We start from the raw sequence: 17,466 nt of genomic DNA, 5'->3' as shown, positions 1-17,466 counted from the left end.
AGTGTGGATTCTGCTCGGCAACAGGCTGGCGAAGTCTTGCTTCCGGAACTGGCGAAACTGGCACTTGGTCTCGGCTTCCCTCGTGATCTTCTCGACGATGCTGTTGCCGATACGTTTTGTCGTCTTATGACAGGTGGCAACCGGGGGGCAGCGGCACTAGCCTGTGATTCTGACGTGAGGGTTAGAGGATTTCTGAGGGAGTGTGTTCGTAATGCCCTGCTCGATGAGTTGCGAAGGCGGAAGCGCCTTGCGCCGCTTGACCAGGACCTCCTGGATTCAGTTCACAAAGCGCAACATCCCTCACCAGAGGAAGAGGCCTCGGCCCTCCAAGAGGTTGAACTTCGGAGGTCGGCGGAGGCTGAGTTCTACGAGCGCATAGTGCCAACAGTGGCATCAGGCCTTAGAACCTCAGCAAGTTACGAGCTCCTTCTGGCGGTCGGGCACATGCGGGCTCTGGCTAGCGGAGAGACCGATTTTACTGCAGTCGTGCTCGAGGCTACCGGTCGACATGACGGCCAGGCTCAATCGGCCGTCCATCAGCGTCATTCGAGGACGAGGCGCCGACTCATGGACTACATCGAGAGGCTAGAAGTCGCGGGCGAAACGAGTCCTGACCGAATTCGCGTCTTCCGTTGGTGTGTCAGCCGGCTGCAGCGTCGAGCGTCCTAGTAGTGGACGCCGGAAGAAGCTCTGAGGAACGTAGGTGGTTATGTTGTCATTAGAAGCTGCACGCGACGAACTAGCGCGACTGGGCCTAGAGGGATACGACCTGGGAGAGGCAGTTGTACTGGCGTTTCCACCTCCAGAGACCAGTGAGGCCCTTGGGCGGGGGACCGTTCTAGGTGTGAGCTTTGCTGCAATGCTTGCCGCCCGATTCGTCGGTGTTCCGTTTGCGCCGATTGTTCACTCGCTGCTTGAAGGCGTGGAATTGAGCATCACCCAATCGCCTTCGCAGGTTCTTAGGGTGTCTAGTCTAAGCGATCGGCCACTTGGTCTTCATGCTCTGCGGGGCATACTCACACCAGGCGTGAATGCCTACACCCCAGAGGAAGACGCCGGCACCGTCTACGTCGATGTGACCAAGGTGCCCGGGTTACTGATCCGTACGTCGTCTGGATACGTGGCGCTGGCTTCTGCCGATGAAGGTCTAGAGTTAGCCGCCATTGTGAAGCCAATCCCGTTGGTTCCACTCGCGGTTCTTGACCCCCCTGTTCTGCAGTGGGCTAAAGGAATCACGGATTCGTGGTTGCTAGATCAGATCACGGCCAAGGTTGCCAGCCACAATACCTGGAGTCGTGTCGTCGCCGCCGGAATGCTAGCCCGTCTTGCCATTCCTCCGGGTTCAGAGGACGCTCGTGCCTCCGTGCAGGCGTTTTTCGGAGGAGTGGTCGACGAGAAATTGGCCGCGCCCAGACGTTGGGCCCGCAGCCTCACCCCTCATGAGACTCACAGTATTCAAGAGATGGCACTCGCTGAGGGTGACGCGCTGCAGTCGGAACTTGAGTCGTTCGAGCTCGAGGTGAATGAGCATGTGACTGATTGGCATCGGCAGTGGCTAGATCTCCGTTATCGCCGGGACGACTTGGAGTGCGTTTTGGTCCTCCTAGATGAGTCCGAGCACGGGACCCCGCTGCGAGCTGCGATGCTAGAACTCGATCGAGAAGGTGACTTGGTGCGGCTGTCGGTCCCACCGCATATGCAGGACGACGACGAACGGCTGCGGCGGGCAGCACTCCTTGCTATCGCGTCGTGGTGGGCCACTCCGCTTTCCGCTGGCTGAGCATGCTCCCGGAACTCGAACGAGGAACGACGGACGAAGCGGGCCTTCGCCGACTTCAAACAAGCTTGGGGCTCGGGCCATGGTGCTGGCCACTTCCTGGCGAGGAGCGAGCCTACGCGCTCGCCGCCAGAGCAACAGGTTTCGACTTGCCTCCACTGCCTACAGTGGGGGTCTCCGTCGGCGTTACCGTCGATGCGAATTGTGGATTCGCGTGGATTATTGATGGCCGACCTAGTCCTCAGGGCGAGGTCTCACATGCTGAGTTAGGGGACACCTGCCGGGATTCTTGGCGAACGGCCGCCCTTGCTCTCCCGCGATCGGTGCCCCTCCTATGGGCCTCTGTGAGTTCAGCCCAAGCGCATACACCGAGAATCATTGGGCTTGGGACTTCGTTCAAGGGCCCGGGCATCGCCCCCGCATGCCATGTGGTTCGAGGCTCCTCTTTTGGACTTGCGTTCCTTCTCGTGCTCGCCTCACGCGTCTTCAACGTTCCTCTGCCCGGACATTTGGCAGCAAGTGCAGCCATAGCCGACGACGGAAGCCTGCACGCAGTTGATGGATTGGCCCTAAAGATCAACTCGATCGTCGGGATTCTCCCGAGGGTCACAACTTTGATTGTCGCTGCCCCTCAAGAGGAGGAAGCGCGACGGCTGTCGGCTGGGCGTTTAGAGATCATTGGTGCCAGCAGTGCTTCGCACACTCTTGAGGTTGTCTTCGGCGAGCGTCTAGTCGAATTACTCTTGGCCGAGGGCACAACCGCACCGAGACGACAACAGCTTGCCGAGTGGTTCTTTAGGTTCTCGCTCGTCGGACGCGGAGAACTTGTCGACTGGTCACCAGTTGCCGCTGCAGCGGCCCGAGCGTTAGATAGCTGGCAGCATCTAACCGAGGATCAGAAATTCAAGCTTGGGTTCGCTCGAGGCGTAGCCGAACGTCATGAGCTGAATTCTGGTTCCATTCCAGTTCCCTCAGTTGACTGGCTGCTTACCAGGCCCGCCCCGCTACGCACCCATATCGTGTCTCACCTGGTTCAGCAGGTGGCCGATGTCGGCCAACCGACATGGTCCGAGGTCGAGCCGCTCGTGGGTCTGGTCCGGGCCGCCAACGTCCGGGATGGCCAAGTGATGCAGTTGCGGGTCGAGGGAGCGATCGCGCGTCTTTGGGCGGTCACCGGGCGCGCAGCCGATGCCCTGGCACGTCAGGAGGAGTTGGCTTGCGCCTATTTCGACAGCCTGCTCTACGATGAGGTGTCGTTCCCACTGGCAGAATGGTTTCGTTTGAGCGGTGCCTTGGGCGACTGCGAGTCTTTCTATCGAGCGGAAGTGTTGCGCTCGGCTGTTGAGGCTGTGGGAGGTCTGGGCCTCGATGGCAGCGCCTACGTGGAACTGTCGCATGCTCGAGCTTGGTGTTTGCTGCGCACAGTCGGACGTGAGATCGGATTACAGAGGTTGTCGTTGATGGCCCAGGGACACAGTGCACCGCAGCACGTCAAGTGGGCCGCAGCGCGCTGTGTGTTGCGTTCGGACAGAGTTGAAGCGGATGAAGCGTTGAGTTCGACTATTCGTGCCGCGCTCACACACGCAGCAGCTGATCCAGATCGTCGCCGCAGGCACTCCGCTGCGGTAAATCTGGTTCTCGTGGAACTGGATGAGGCGATTGCGGCGAACTCAACCTCCGGTGCTACAGCGTCGATAAATCGAATCTCGGCGTTGGAGCCTGGCCTAATGCAGCACCTTCGCCTCGGAGCGATTGGAAAAGACTTAGCAACTCACGTCGCCCTCTGTTACCCCTACTGAGGAAACGCACCCTTCCCATGGCATCGAACCAGTTCATAACTCTGTCGTCATTTCTGTCACACCGTGCCCCAGCAGTATTTCGTTCAAGCGCTGAGTACGGTGTAGTGAGTTCGCAGCGATTGGACGAGGCCCTGGTCATCGGTGATCGAATCGTGGCCGCGTGTCTCGGTCGCCCAGAATTTACCAAGATCGGTGACGTGCCAGCTGCTCTGTTTGAGGTGGCACAGTTTGAGGAGTCTGGCAAGACAGATGAAGCATGGAAGTCGGCTGGTCGGTGGGTTCAACATAACGCCGAGCATTGGCTAAAGGCCATCCTGTGGGTTGTCGACTCTCCGGTCTATGAGGAGCTTCAAGAGCGATCAGAAGAGGCGAGACGGCAGCGAAAAAATGCCCGGTTTAACCTCTTCGAGGCGTACCTTCGGCTGGACCTTCTCACTAAAGGGGAAGCCAATGCCCCTGATCCAGACGGGATAGTAGATCCGGTTCGCCGAAACTATAGGATTGCCCAAGACTGCCGGAACGATGGCCATGATCCCGGTGGCCTGCCAGACCGAAAGGATATCGACCTGGCGATTACTCTGTTCCTTGGCCCCCTCCTGAAGTGGCATTTGGTGCTTCGCGACGTACTCGCGGGTCTCATTTCGCGTCCGCTGCGATTGGACGACGCGCCGCTACAGACTCTTCGAACGATCGCAGAAGTGCAGCGAAATCATGTGGACCGTTTTGGAGGACGAGAGTATTGGCTACAAATGTGCTCAGAGCGTGTGGCCAAGCTCCGCGAGACCGGAGGGTACCTAGTGCTAACGGGGCCAGAAGGGCAGGGAAAGTCGGCCTTGATGGCGAAGTTGGCGGACAGATTCGCCGCTGAAGGGCGGCTCCTCGGCTCAGATGGGCCTAAGGTTCGGAGAGACGCGCCATGGTTGCCAGGAGTGCTACTGCACTTCGGGAAGCAATCCGCCAGAGTCGATGAAATCGTAACGCTGCTCGTTGCTCAGGCGAATAGCCAATTGATTCGAGCGGTGCCGGAATCATTGGCGTCGCTCTCATATGCCTCTCCTGTCCTGATTGACCCCCAGCCGTACGGCAGCAGCAATGATGAGGCTCTTGATAGAATGTTCGAAGATCGACACCCCAGCACCGATCGCTCACGAGCCCCGCGGCGCGACTTGGGAGTACCGGATCCAACCGGTCTACACAATAGGGCACTCCGGTGGGCTCTTGAGCGGCTGGTCGAAGAGCGTGGGGCTTCCTTGATGATCCTCGACGCACTCGACGAGATTACCCGCGACGGTGCTCAGCTTGGATTCCTCCCAGAGCCAGTTCCCAAAGGTTCAGTTGTAATCGCCACGACTCGGCCCAACCTGGGCTTGGATTTGTGGCTGAAGCTGAATCGGTCAAATGTGGAAGTACTGAGCCTTGATAACCTGACGCGCGATGAAACTCCGCTTCTGACGCGCGTCAAAGACTCGCCTCAAGGGCGTGGGAAGCAGTTCAATGACGAGGCTCACAAACGCAGCAATGGATGGGCATACGTACTCGCGGCTATTGGGCGGGAGGTTGAGCGAGCCAACGGCTCCTTTGACTCGGTTTCACTCAGTGGATTGGCCGATAACCTGCTTGAGCGGCAAATAAGTGAGTGGACGCGATCAGATTCTGGTGGCTTACTCCATTTGTCCTTGGTTCTGTTGGCCGTGTTTGAACCCTGCAGTCCTCTCTCTGTTGACGAGATTCAGGGTTATCTGATCCAGCAGTCCGGCACAAGGTTGACGCGGGCTGAAACCGTCGAGCTACTACGGAGGGTTGGCCCTCAGGTGGAGGGGCTAAGCTCCGGCCGCGTGAAGCTGGCGCAATCCATCTTTGCTCAACACGTTCGATCCCCCCACCTCAGCCCCCGCGACTTGGATAATGCACTAGCCTCGATTGCCAAATGGCTCGGGAATGACTCGGCTGTCAGCTCAGACACAATCGCCGCATTCGTTACAGCACCTCGGGTGATGGGCGAAGCCCCGATGCCATCGCACGTAACCCAGACGATCGCGAACGCCCTGAAGTCGCGCGAGGCGGCCAAGCCCCTACGCGACATCGGCCTGGGTGCTCTCAAGAAACAGAATGGAGTGGAGGTCGGCCTCGCCTTCCTAAAGTTGGCAGCCGACCTCAACGAGCCTCGAGCCCTTCGAGAGCTGGGTGCGCGATATATTGACGGCCGTTCCGTTTCTGCTGACCCCGAGGCGGGCATCCGTTACCTTTCGAGATCGGCGGAAGCCGGTGACGTCTCGGCAACCCTCATTCTGGCCGACCGATTATTGGGCGGCCAAGGCCTTCCAGCAGACACCGTTAACGGAGAGCGATGGCTTAGACGTGCTGCTGCGACTGGCGACGCAAGAGCGATGTCCCTTCTGGGAACTCGCCTGTTGTTTGGAGATCGTCTATTGCCAGACAGACCGGCTGGCCTCAGCTTGCTTTGCGACAGTGCTGCGAAGGATGAATCATTCACGGTCATTCTAGCGAGTGTCTTGTTTGATGGACCCATCGCATCTCGCGACTCCGATCGGGCGGTCAGCCTGCTTCGCGGTGCGGCGAAGCGAGGTAACGGGCTTGCGGCGTGTCAACTCGCAGAGCGACTCCTTGATGGCAATGGTGTCGAGTTGGATGAGTCAGAAGGGCGCCGGATACTGGTGGATACGGCCGAAGCAGGCGACGTTCGAGCGATGTGCATTCTGGGATCGAGGCTGATCACCGGGCAGGGTATCGCCGCGGACGGCGCCGCTGGCGAGAGTTGGCTCCGCCGCGCAATTGATGAAGGAAGCGGCTTGGCGTCCGTCATTTTTGCCCATCATTGCTTGCCTGGCGGCCATTTGGCCCCGAATGAATCCCAGGCGATCGAGATCCTTAGAAAAGCCTCGGATCATGGACATCAGCGCGCCAAACGCGATTTGGGCAGAAGATTCTTAGAAGGGAACGGGCTGGCGAAGAATCGCTCCGAAGGAATCCGACTACTCGAAGAGTTGATCGCCGACGGCGACGTTGTCGCCATGACGGTACTAGGGGAATGGCTTTCACATCAGCCGTCTGAAGAAGATCGCGATATCGGCACACAACATCTTCGCGAGGCCGCGCGCTTGGGTGGCGACTCGGCGAGGAGAATTCTGATTATTCATCTGCTGAACCACGAGGAGACTAGCTCCGAAGGAGAAGCGATGCTCCGAAGCGAAGCAGCAGCCTTCAACCAACATAGACTTCGGGAACTTGGTGAGAGACTCGTGGCTGGGAATGGGGTAGCCGACAATCCCGGCGAAGGCGAGGTATTGCTTCGGACGGGCGCGAACCAGGGGTTTGTTGAGCCGATGATCGCTCTGGCCAAGCTCATCGACTTTGGCGAGATTCCGGAGGCCAGAGCAAATGAAGCGATCGACTGGCTACGAGTGGCCGCGGATCTTGGGGATTCGGAGGCACGCATTCTGTTGGCCGAACGCCTGCTTGACGGCGAATCGTCCGAGTTCAGAATGGAAGGACATGCACTCTTGCTCGACTTGGCCAGTCGTGGCGATTCCAGGGCGATAGTTGAGTTGGCCGATCGCCTTTTCGACGGCCGAGGAATAGCCTCAGACAAGATCCGCGCAAGGGAGCAGCTCGAACGCGCTGTAGCGCGCGGAATACCGGCGGCGATGCGAGATTTGGCGAGGCGCCTGCTTGACGGGGACGGTGTTGCCAAAGCCAGCGACGAAGGTCTGAGGCTGCTGAGTCTCTTGGCAGAGCGCGGCGACCGGAATGCGAAGAATGAACTAGGGCGCCGATTGATCACTGGAGATGGTGTGCCGCGCGATCGTGATGCTGGCCTCCACGTGCTCAGATCGGCGGCCGAAGCCGGCAATCTCGGCGCTTCGACCTTGTTGGGGAAACTGCTAATAGCGGGCAAAGAGATCAGCAAGGATACGGCGACCGGAGAAGCCATGTTGAGACGCGCGGCTGAAGCCGGGTATGGTCCTGCGATGCGGTTACTCGGTGCTCTACTGATTGATGGCCTCGAGATGGCTCAAGATGTTGACGCTGGTAAAGGGTTCCTATTGCGGGCCTGTCGATCTGGAGACACTCGAGCGATGGTCGATCTCGGAACCAGGTTATTGGCCGCACGCCCCCTGACTTCTGAGCCTGGGGTGGGCGAATTTTGGCTGCGCAAAAGTGCGCGGCGCGGCGACCATGATGCGATGGTAGACCTCGGAACGCGATTGATTGAGGGCGACGGAGTGGCAGCGAACGAGTCGGAGGGAAAGGAGTGGCTGCGGCGGGCCAGTGGTAACAACCCTCAGAAACTCAGTAGCTTGGGTGTTCAACTGTTCGAGCGTGGTCAGACGAACGTGGCGATAGATGCTTTTCTTCGGGCTTTTGAGCAAGGTTCAACGGACGCCGGCAATAACATCGCCTACATGTTGCGACGCGGTGAGATTCAACAACGGGAACTGAACCTCCAGCCTGTGGCCCACTATCTCGAGGGTGGTCTCAAGGCAAGCGAGCCGTTTAATCGCATCAATCTGGCTCTTTGCTTGGCCCAGGGCTTTCAACATGAAATAGATTGGCTGCGCGCGGATGAGGTCGTAGAAAGCTTGGGCGACTCAGCGAGCAGATTGGTGGACTGGTGGCATTCGTTGGCGACGCGCGGAGATTCAGAGGGCGACTTGGTTCTTGGCTGGCTGGGGCGGCACGGCCTCATCGTGGATCCCGAAGGGCTGTCGTTCTCGGATCGCCTCGTCCGCGCAAGAAGCGGTGGATGGGTTGTGCCGGACTGGATGTTCACGGAACTCTCGGCCGGGCCGCCTTCCTGAAAAGAATGCTGCCTGCTAATCAGGAACTCACGAAGCGGTGACTTAACGGTCGCGACGAAGGACCAATCCCTGGCAGGACTGCAAGTTCTGAAGTCCCCGGCCGAGAGCTTAGCCGTCGCCAGGCGGCGCCCGAAGTGTCAGGAGAGGCGGCGGCGTGCGTCCATACCCTGGGTTCAAGATTTGCCAGGAGACCATATGGCCACGACAACTGCAGGTATTTCGCCTATCCAACCGCTTTTGCACGAGGCGGGGTTTGAGGTAATGGAGAGCGCTACGCTTCCGGGTAGGACTGCCTCCTACGCGCCGATTCCCGACGCTTTGGATTCTCGCGTTGTGGCCTCGCTGAAGGCGGCTTTCCCGATTGGCCTGTACTCACACCAGGCTCAGGCTCTACAAGCCGTTGCCGGCAGGAAGGACATCTGCCTGGCGACGGCGACGGCGTCTGGCAAGAGTCTGGTGTTCATGGCAGCCAGCCTCGACCTGTTGCTCAAGAACCCCTTCGCGAAGGTCGTCGCACTCTATCCGGCTAAGGCGCTGATTCAGGATCAGCTCGAAAAATGGCATCGTGTCCTCGACCCATTTGGAATTGGCCTTGGCTTCATCGATGGCAGCGTCCCCGTGGCGCAGCGTGCCCAGATTCTGGCCTCGTCTCGTGTGGTACTGCTGACGCCAGACGTCACGCACGCATGGTTGATGAACCACGCGAACGACCGAGCGATCCGCCCGTTCCTGCGAAGCGTCCGTCTGCTGATCCTCGATGAAGCGCATGTCTACGACGGCGTGTTTGGGACGAATATGGCCTACTTCCTTCGGCGTTTCGCCGCGGTGACCGCGCCATTCCAACTGATCGCCAGCACCGCCACCATTGGCAACCCCGCCGGGTTTCTCGAACAGTTGACAGGTCGGCAGGTGTCGGTCCTCGGTCCTGACCAAGACGGCAGCTCGAGCCCGGAGAAGACCATCGTCCGCGTGCGCGCACCGCACAAGAAGTCCTTTGAGTGCATGGTCGAGCTCCTGGTTGGACTCTCACGTCTTGATGGAAGCCGCTTCCTGGCATTCGGCGACTCGCGGAAGATGGTCGAACGTGTCGTCGCGGCCACGCTTCGAGCGCGAAACACGCAGCCGGAAGACGATGCGGGTGGAGAGGTAGAAGAAGCTGACGCGGACACGCCCGAGGCGTTAGGAAGGATTCTTCCCTACCGCGCCGGCTACGAGGCGGTGGACCGACGGCAGATCCAGCGTTCCCTTTCCGACGGCGCCCTGGCGGGGCTTGTTTCCACCAGCGCCCTCGAGATGGGTATCGACATCGGCGAGATCGACACGGTGGTCCTGTTGAACACCCCCCCGTCGGTCAAGTCGTTCCGCCAGCGACTGGGACGAGCCGGCCGGCGCCGTGCGGCGGTGTGCATCGTTCTGGACGATGAAGGGACGATGGGAAGCCTCACGGACTATCTGGCTCGCACGGTCGAGCCGAGCTGGCTGTATCTCGACAATCGCTACATTCAATACGCGAATGCTCTCTGTGCGGCAGCCGAGATGTCGGCCAGCGGGAAGGCGCCTTCTACGGAGCCGTCTTTCGCGTCGCTGCCGCCTTCATTCGTGCAGTTGGTCGAGAACGAGCTGAATCCCACCGACGTCGTTGCCAGTGACCTGTACCCGCTCAAGCAGCGAGGGCAGGGCGGCGCTCATCGCGAGTTCCCGTTGCGCTCGGCAACCGAGCAGGATTTCAGGGTTACAGATGTCCGTGGCAATCCGCTGGGAACGCTCTCCATGTCCCAGGCGCTGAGGGAGGCATATCCGGGTGCTGTCCACTACTACATGGCGCGCCCGTACCGGGTGATTGGCTTCGTCTATCGAACGGGCGAGATCAAGGTGATGCGCTGCCGTCACTGGACGACGCGCCCTCAGACCCAGACCGTCGTCTTTCCGCGCTTCCAGGGCGGGATCTTGAATCTTCAGAAGTCCGACACCGGCTTTGTCGCCGAAGTCGAACTCCAGGTCAGCGAGCGGGTCGTGGGCTTCGTGGAGCAGCGCGGCAGCACTAAGACCGAGCACGTCTACGGGCCTGGGTCTGAGCACTACCAAAAACCGATTGGCCGATTCTTTCAGACGACGGGTGTCTGTTGGTACTTCCCCGATCGATTCGCGGTGTCGGAGGCCATGGCCGCACGGGTGCTGGAAGCCCTCTGCGTGGAATGCGGCATCCAGTGCCGCGATCTGGGGATTGGCGTGTTTCGCACCAACACCAACCCCGCGCTGCCCGACGCCACAGGAGGGATCTGCATCTACGATGCGACCAACGGTAGCCTCCGGTTGACGCAGATCTTGGCTGAGCGGTTTTCTGGGGTCCTTGACCGGGCGGTCTCGATTGCTGAGGAACGGCAGGAGAGTGACGCCGTTCTTGCCGAATTGCGCTCGTTCGGCTGGATGCTGGGCACGCTGACCGCCGAAGCGCCGGCGGCCTCGAGCGTGCTGCCGCAATCAAATAGCGACTGGGTAACGGTGATTGCATCGGGCCAGCGCGCGATCTACGCCAGCCAGGATGGCCCGATCGAAGTCACGGTTGCCGGTTATCGCTATACGCCTCAGGGCCTGCTTTACGAACTCGTGTCGCCGCGGCCGGGCAGCCGTTGGCTCGTGGCCGCAGACGCGGTTTCGTCGCTCAACGGCGACAGCCTGTTGACCCAGTACAACGTCATGACCGGCGAGTCGAAGGTGGAGACAAACGCTGCGGCGGCATGACATTATGGCGCGCGATGCCGATTAGGCTAACTTTGCAGCGTACGCGGGCATCTTCTTTTCGAGATTGGACAGGACTTCCTAATGGCACTCTCACTCAATAAAGCCAAGCTCGACAACCTTGCTTCCGATATCTGGAAATCCGCCGAGCGCCTGCGCGGGAAGTTCAAGTCCTACGAGTACCAGAGCGTCATTCTGCCGATCATCGTCATTCGCCGCCTGGAGTGTGTGCTGATCGATTGGCGAGAGAAGAAGGCGGTCGAGGTGCTGAAGAACCGGCCCAAGCTCACCGCGAAGGAACTCGCCAAGCTGGTCAAGGAACTGGAGCTGAATCCCAAGCAAAGCCCATTCTCCAACGCCACCAACTGGACGCTTCGATCGGTCTATGAGGAAGACCACGCGTTGTTGGAGGAGAACTTCCGCGCCTACATCAACGGCTTCTCGAAGAACGTTGACGACATCATCGAACACTTCAACTATCGCGCCACCATCGGCCTGATGGTGAAGCATAACCGGCTGGCCCCGATCCTAAACCAATACAAGGAACTCGCGCTGGGGCCCGAACAGCTCTCCGGGCTCGAGATGGGCTACATCTATGAGGAGCTGCTGCGGCGCTTCTCGGAACAGAGTGGCGACGAGGCCGGGGAGCACTTTACGCCGCGCGAGGTCGTGCGCCTGATGGTCGAGTTGCTCGATATCCCTATCCCTGACAAGCACCTCTCCATCTACGATCCCGCCAGCGGCACGGGCGGCATGTTGTCTGTGGCGAAGGAGCACCTGCTGGAGCGAGCCGACACGCCGGAAGAGAAAGCACGCGTGGAGAAATATGTAACCGTGCACGGCCAGGAGCTTTCCCCCACCAACTACGCCGTCTGTCAGGCCGACCTGCTCATCAAGAACGACCGGCAGGCCACCGTCCACCTCGGCAACTCGCTCATCCCGCATGAGAAGAATAGCAAGGAGCCCGGCGACCAGTGGCCGGAGGGGAAATGGCGCTTCAATCGGATGCTGAGCAATCCGCCCTTCGGCGTCACCTGGGGTGGCAAGGATGGCTACGAAAAGGAAGCGCGGAAGCTGGAGAAGACCCGCTACCGGGCCGGGATGCCGCGAGGGAACGACGGCTCATTGCTCTTTCTGGAAACCATGCTGGCCAAGATGGCCACGCCCGAGGAAGGTGGCAGCCGCATTGCCATCATCTTCAATGGGTCGACTCTCTCCAATGGCGACTGCGGCTCGGGCGAGAGCGAAATCCGCCGCTGGATTCTGGAGAACGACTGGCTGGATGCCATCGTCATGCTTCCCGACCAGCTCTTCTACAACACTGGCATCTTCACTTACATCTGGCTGCTGCGAAATGACAAGCCCGCCAGCCATCGCGGGCGCGTGATGCTCATCGACGCCCGCCAGCAATTCGAAAAGGAACCGAAATCCTTTGGCAATAAACGCCACCGCATCACCGACACTCACCGCGCGTGGATCGAGGAGCGTTACACCAAAGGCTGGGCCAAGGCCTACGCCGATGAGCAGGTCAAACTCTTCCCGCGCGAAGACTTCGCCTACCACAAGGTCAGCGTCGTCTTCTGGCAGACGGATGAGCACGACAAGCCCGCGACCATCACCGAACCTTACGAGAAGGCCTTCACCGCCGCGAACGTGAAGAAGGAGCAGGACTTCCACGAGAGCGACCTCACCTTCCGCGTGCGGGTGAAGATGAAGGGCCAGGAGAACACCGTCGAGTTCACCGTCAAGGCAAAAGACAACGCCGCCAAGAAGTTCAAGGAGGCGCTGGCTGAGGCGGACGAAACGCTTTCCGTGGAGTGGACACACCGGCACTACGTGGCCGACGACGAATTCATCCCGCACGGCGACGACATCGCTGCCTTCCTGAAACGTGAAATTGCAAAGCCGATCATCCGCTGGGCCGACAGCCCGCAACTCGGCTACGAAATCCTGCCAACCAAATACTTCTACCGCTACCAGCCGCCAACGCCGGTGAAGGACCTGCTGGCGGAGTTCTGGAGGCTGGAGAAGGACGCGGAGAAGATGCTGGGGCGCCTCGAAATTCGGAAATCTTAACCATGGCCGCACCGCTCACCACGAAAGGTAAAAAGACCATTCCAACGCCTTGGCAGGAGAGGATTCTGAAGCGCGACTTTGAGGTCGTCCTCGGAAAGATGCTTCAGCCGGATCAAGACAATGAACTGGAAACGGAAGAGCCCTATCTCCGGTCTGCGAACGTCCAGTGGGAGGGCGTCGATGTCTCTGACATCAAAATGATGTGGTTCTCGGCACGGGAAAAGAAGGAACTGCTCCTGCGTGCAGGCGACTTGGTTGTCAATGAGGGTGGCGATGTCGGGCGTTGTGCAACTTGGACCGCAGGACTTGATGCGTGTTATTTCCAAAATTCAGTCAATCGGGTGCGCCCGCGTCAGAAAGCATCGACCCGCTTCCTCTACTACTGGCTCTACAACGTAAAACACGCTGGATTCATTGATGCGGTCGTGAGTCGCACAACCATCGCCCACCTTACAGCCGAAAAACTTGAAGCAATGCCTTGGCCTGATGCACCGCCTACCGACCAACAGCGGATCGCGGCGTATCTGGATGCGAGTTGCGCGTCAATTGACGCGGCGGTGGCCGCCAAACGTAAACAACTCGGAACACTTGATCAGGTCCGCAAATCCGCCGCACATCAAGTCTTGTCAGAGGGCCTCCGTCCTGGACTCCCACTCAAAGACTCCGGTATCGAATCCATTGGCGCCATTCCCGCGCATTGGGACGTGAAGCAGATACGCTTTGCCTGTGAGGTCAACTATGGCATCACGCTACAACTTGAGAAGGGCCAGTCTGCTGGTGATGGTGTACGCATTCTGACCGTCAGCAATCTGACGATCGACGGAAATCTCAACCTCGAACATGAGTACTACATTGACCCGGCTGAACTGACGAAAGCCGACTACCTGCGCCGAGGTGACCTGCTTTTTAACTGGCGGAATGGCAGTCAATATCACGTCGGCAAGACGGCGTATTTCGATTTGGAAGGCGAGGTTGCCCACGTCTCGTTCCTGCTTCGCATCCGCTGCGGTCGGCACATGGATCCTTTCTTCCTACGCAGCTATTTGGGAATATTGAAGGACGCAGGGTTTTTCTCCGGCGCGAAGGACAAAGTTAATAAAACATTCAACTCGTCAGAGTTGAAGCGCTTGCGAGTGGTTATACCGCCGCGGGACGAGCAAACAGAGGTATGCGCGGAAATCGAGCGACGCACCAAGGAATGCAACGATGTGAAAGCAGCTATCGAAGGCCAAATCGCAACCCTCACCGCTTACCGCAAGTCGCTGATTCACGAATGCGTCACCGGCCAGCGGCGAATCGCCGAGGCCGATATCACTCGCGTCAAAGCACATGGTTAAGATGATTGAACCGCCGGAGCTGACCTTTCAGAAGCACATCGCTGGTTACCTTGTCCGCGAGCACAAGTATGCAGTGCTTGAGCAGTCCGACATCACCGACACCGACCACTGCATTGCCGAGGACCAGCTCTGGGCTTTCCTTAAGGCCAGCCAGGCCGACACGCTCAAAAAGCTGATGGACGATTACGGCACGGATGCGCGGGAGGAAGTCTTCAAGTCGCTGCGCAAGGAACTGGAGCACACGCCGCTCTGGATGCTGTTCCGGCAGGGGCTCAAGGTGCGCGGGCTGGAGTTCCGCCTCTTCTATCCGAAGCCACGGTCCGCCGCGAGCGCTGCCGTCGCCAAATATGCCGAGAACCGCATCACCTTCCGCCCGCACTTCTACTTCGGCGACGTGAATCACGAGATTGATTTTGTCCTCTACCTCAACGGTCTGCCCATCGTCGTGTTGGAATTGAAGCACGAGGCCAATCAGAATGTCGAGCACGCCGTAGCGCAATTCGTAGCCCGCGATCATACGCGCAAGATCTTCCAGCACCCCTTCCTCTACCTCGCCGCCGACACCAGTGACGCGAAGGCCGCGACCGACCCACGCAGGGAAGAGAATTTCCGTTGGCACAACATGGGTCTCACCAACACCCCGACAAATGCCGACGAGTATCCCGTGGAGTTTCTCTATCGGGAGGTGCTGTCGCAGGATCAATTGCTGGAGGCGCTGTCGTTCTTTCTAGTTCGCGTTCCTGAGCGGGCGGCAGAAGGTGACAAGCCGGAGCGTCCAGCTTCCACAATCTTCCCCAGGTACCACCAAAGCCGCCTGGTGCGGCACGTGGCGGAAGACATTACAGCCCACTTCGTAACCACCGGAAACATCGGGAAGAAGTATCTGGCCGACCATTCGGCCGGCAGCGGCAAGACGTTGTCCATCTGCTGGCTGGCCGATCGGCTCCACAGTCTCTACAAGCCCGGCACTAACGAGAAGCTGGTGGACATCACTTTCATTCTCACTGACCGTAAGTCGCTCGACACAAACATCCGTGAGGACATCGACAAGTTCACCCACCTCAAGGATGTGGTCGGAATTGCGAAAAAGGCCGACGACCTGCCGCGGTTTCTTAAGGAGCGGAAATCTATCATCGTTACGACGCAGCAGAAGCTCGCCTACGTCCTTGAGACATTGCAACAGAACCCAGAGTTGAAGAAACTGCGGGTGGCGTTTCTGATTGATGAAGCCCACCGCTCGCAGGAGGGCCAGATGGGTGCTGCCATCCGCCTGCCGTTCCGCAAAGAGGGCGAGCCGGACAATGAGGCACCCGAGGAGGATCTCGAAGAGCAGATCGCCAAGGTCATTCGCGAGCATGATCTGAATCAGCTGTTCGTCGCCTTTACCGCTACACCAGCACCGGCCACTGTGTCGATGTTCGGTACGCCCTTCGACAGCTACACCGAAGCGGAAGCGATCGAAGAGGGCTACATCGTGGACGTGGCGGCGAGCATCATCTCCTACAAGACGCTCTACAACCTGCATTGCTCGGTCGTTCCGAAGCCGGATGAGGAAAAGCTCTACCCCAAGGGGGTCGTCTCAAAAGCGCTACAGAACGTGGCGTTTCAGGATGACGGGCTGATCCAATACAAGGCCGAGGTCATGCTGCGCATCTTTGAGAAGGATGTTAAGCCCCTCATCGGCGGACGCGCCAAGGCGATGATCGTCACCTCTTCGCGCGTAGCCGGGCTGCGATACTTCAATATCATCAGAGAAAAGCTCAAAGAGCGCGGGGCCGACTACAAGGTGCTCTATGCCTTTTCGGATTTCGTCCATCCCGAGACGAACGCCGCCATCAGCGAATACTCCGTGAATGAGCTGCAGGCGGGGGAGTTGATTGAAGATCGCTTCGAGGGTGACGACTACCGATTGATCGTGGTCGCGAACAAGTTTCAGACAGGATTCGACCAGCCTCTACTTGCCGGCATGTTTCTCGACAAGCCGGTGCTCGACCGCAACGCGGTGCAGACGGTGTCACGGTTGAATCGCTGTCACCACGGCAAGAAAGATGTCGTGGTCGTGGACTTCACCAACAACGCCAAGCAAATCCTCAAGGCCTTCTCGAAGTATCGGAAAGGCACGCCGTTCAAGCCAGATGAGCCGGATCAAGAGACCTGTTCAAAGCTCCTCGCGGAGATTCTCGCCGTCGGCCTCTTCACCCAGAAAGACGCCGCTGATGTGGTGGCACTGCTCAAGACAGGGACGGATGCGCAGGTGCAGTTTCAGGTGAATGCCCTGCGGGCGAGGTTTCAGTCCAAGCTCACCGCTTGGGAGCACCGCAAGGCGTTCGCGTATCTGCTGGCCCGCTTCGTGAAGAGCTACCATTTCCTGACGTGCTTCTTCACTTACTCTGCGGACATTCGCGAATTCGCCACTTTCGCTGAATGGGTCGGCCCGCAGCTGATCAAGGCTGGGACCGTGTCCGAGCTGATGAAGCAGATTCGGGCAACCGTGGTCACCAAGGCCGCGGTTCAGTATGCGGGGGTGATGACCAGCGGCGGCCCGGTGAAGCTCCAGCCAGGCAAGGGCAGAGGAGGCGCAGGCCCGGTGCCAGCGAAAGTGTCCGTTCAGGACGTGATCGCGCAAATCCGGGCCAAATACGACATCACAGACGAGGAGGCGCTCTATATTAAGCAAGTAACCGAGGAGAAGATCGCCGATCCAGCTATCCGTACGACAGTCCGGGCCCATCGTGACGACCGCATCTATCTTGATGGGCCGTATCGCGGCCAGGTGAACGGGGACATCCAGACGACCTACGACGCACGAGGTCGCTACGATGAGCTCGCCGATCCGAAATACACAGACACAGGCGGCATCTTCGACATCATGGCCGTCACTGTTATCCAAACCCATCTATCCTCACCGGCGTGAGTCC

Annotated in this window: 7 protein-coding genes; all 7 read left to right on the top strand. The window is 59.1% G+C overall.

Features of this window, described 5'->3' with window-relative positions; genetic code table 11:
• The first annotated feature begins 844 nt into the window (after positions 1–844).
• The 7 genes from Q8T13_17200 to Q8T13_17170 all read left to right on the top strand — a co-directional run bounded on the left by Q8T13_17200 (position 845) and on the right by Q8T13_17170 (position 17,462).
• A complete protein-coding gene (locus Q8T13_17200; GenBank protein ID MDP3719501.1) occupies positions 845–1,780 on the top strand; it encodes a hypothetical protein in 936 nt (311 codons plus the stop codon).
• Positions 1,781–2,205: 425 nt separating this feature from the next.
• The gene (locus Q8T13_17195; protein MDP3719500.1) at positions 2,206–3,576 is read left to right on the top strand and encodes a hypothetical protein; all 1,371 of its coding nucleotides are present in this window, start codon (positions 2,206–2,208) and stop codon (positions 3,574–3,576) included.
• 17 nt (positions 3,577–3,593) lie between these two features.
• On the top strand, positions 3,594–8,396 hold the full coding sequence (locus tag Q8T13_17190; protein MDP3719499.1) for a tetratricopeptide repeat protein: 4,803 nt from the start codon (positions 3,594–3,596) through the stop codon (positions 8,394–8,396).
• Positions 8,397–8,729: 333 nt separating this feature from the next.
• Positions 8,730–11,138, top strand: coding sequence for a DEAD/DEAH box helicase (locus Q8T13_17185; protein ID MDP3719498.1), 2,409 nt, complete (start codon positions 8,730–8,732; stop codon positions 11,136–11,138).
• A gap of 81 nt (positions 11,139–11,219) precedes the next feature.
• Entirely contained in the window at positions 11,220–13,211 is a 1,992-nt protein-coding gene (locus tag Q8T13_17180; GenBank protein ID MDP3719497.1) for an N-6 DNA methylase, read from the top strand.
• Positions 13,212–13,213: 2 nt separating this feature from the next.
• Positions 13,214–14,548 carry a restriction endonuclease subunit S gene (locus Q8T13_17175; GenBank protein ID MDP3719496.1) on the top strand — a complete coding sequence of 445 codons (1,335 nt, stop codon included), beginning with the start codon at positions 13,214–13,216 and terminating at the stop codon, positions 14,546–14,548.
• On the top strand, positions 14,541–17,462 hold the full coding sequence (locus tag Q8T13_17170) for a DEAD/DEAH box helicase family protein (protein ID MDP3719495.1): 2,922 nt from the start codon (positions 14,541–14,543) through the stop codon (positions 17,460–17,462). The genes Q8T13_17175 and Q8T13_17170 overlap by 8 nt, the downstream gene beginning before the upstream one ends.
• The last annotated feature ends 4 nt before the right edge of the window (positions 17,463–17,466 follow it).

Source organism: Acidobacteriota bacterium (assembly GCA_030697165.1).
GTDB lineage: Bacteria > Acidobacteriota > Vicinamibacteria > Vicinamibacterales > UBA2999 > 12-FULL-67-14b.
This window is presented reverse-complemented; position numbering and strand designations above follow the sequence as displayed.

Coding starts and splice junctions, on each gene's coding strand:
- Q8T13_17175 (MDP3719496.1), top strand. CDS start 13,214: ATGGCCGCACCGCTCACCACGAAAGGTAAAAAGACCATTCCAACGCCT.
- Q8T13_17190 (MDP3719499.1), top strand. CDS start 3,594: ATGGCATCGAACCAGTTCATAACTCTGTCGTCATTTCTGTCACACCGT.
- Q8T13_17170 (MDP3719495.1), top strand. CDS start 14,541: ATGGTTAAGATGATTGAACCGCCGGAGCTGACCTTTCAGAAGCACATC.
- Q8T13_17180 (MDP3719497.1), top strand. CDS start 11,220: ATGGCACTCTCACTCAATAAAGCCAAGCTCGACAACCTTGCTTCCGAT.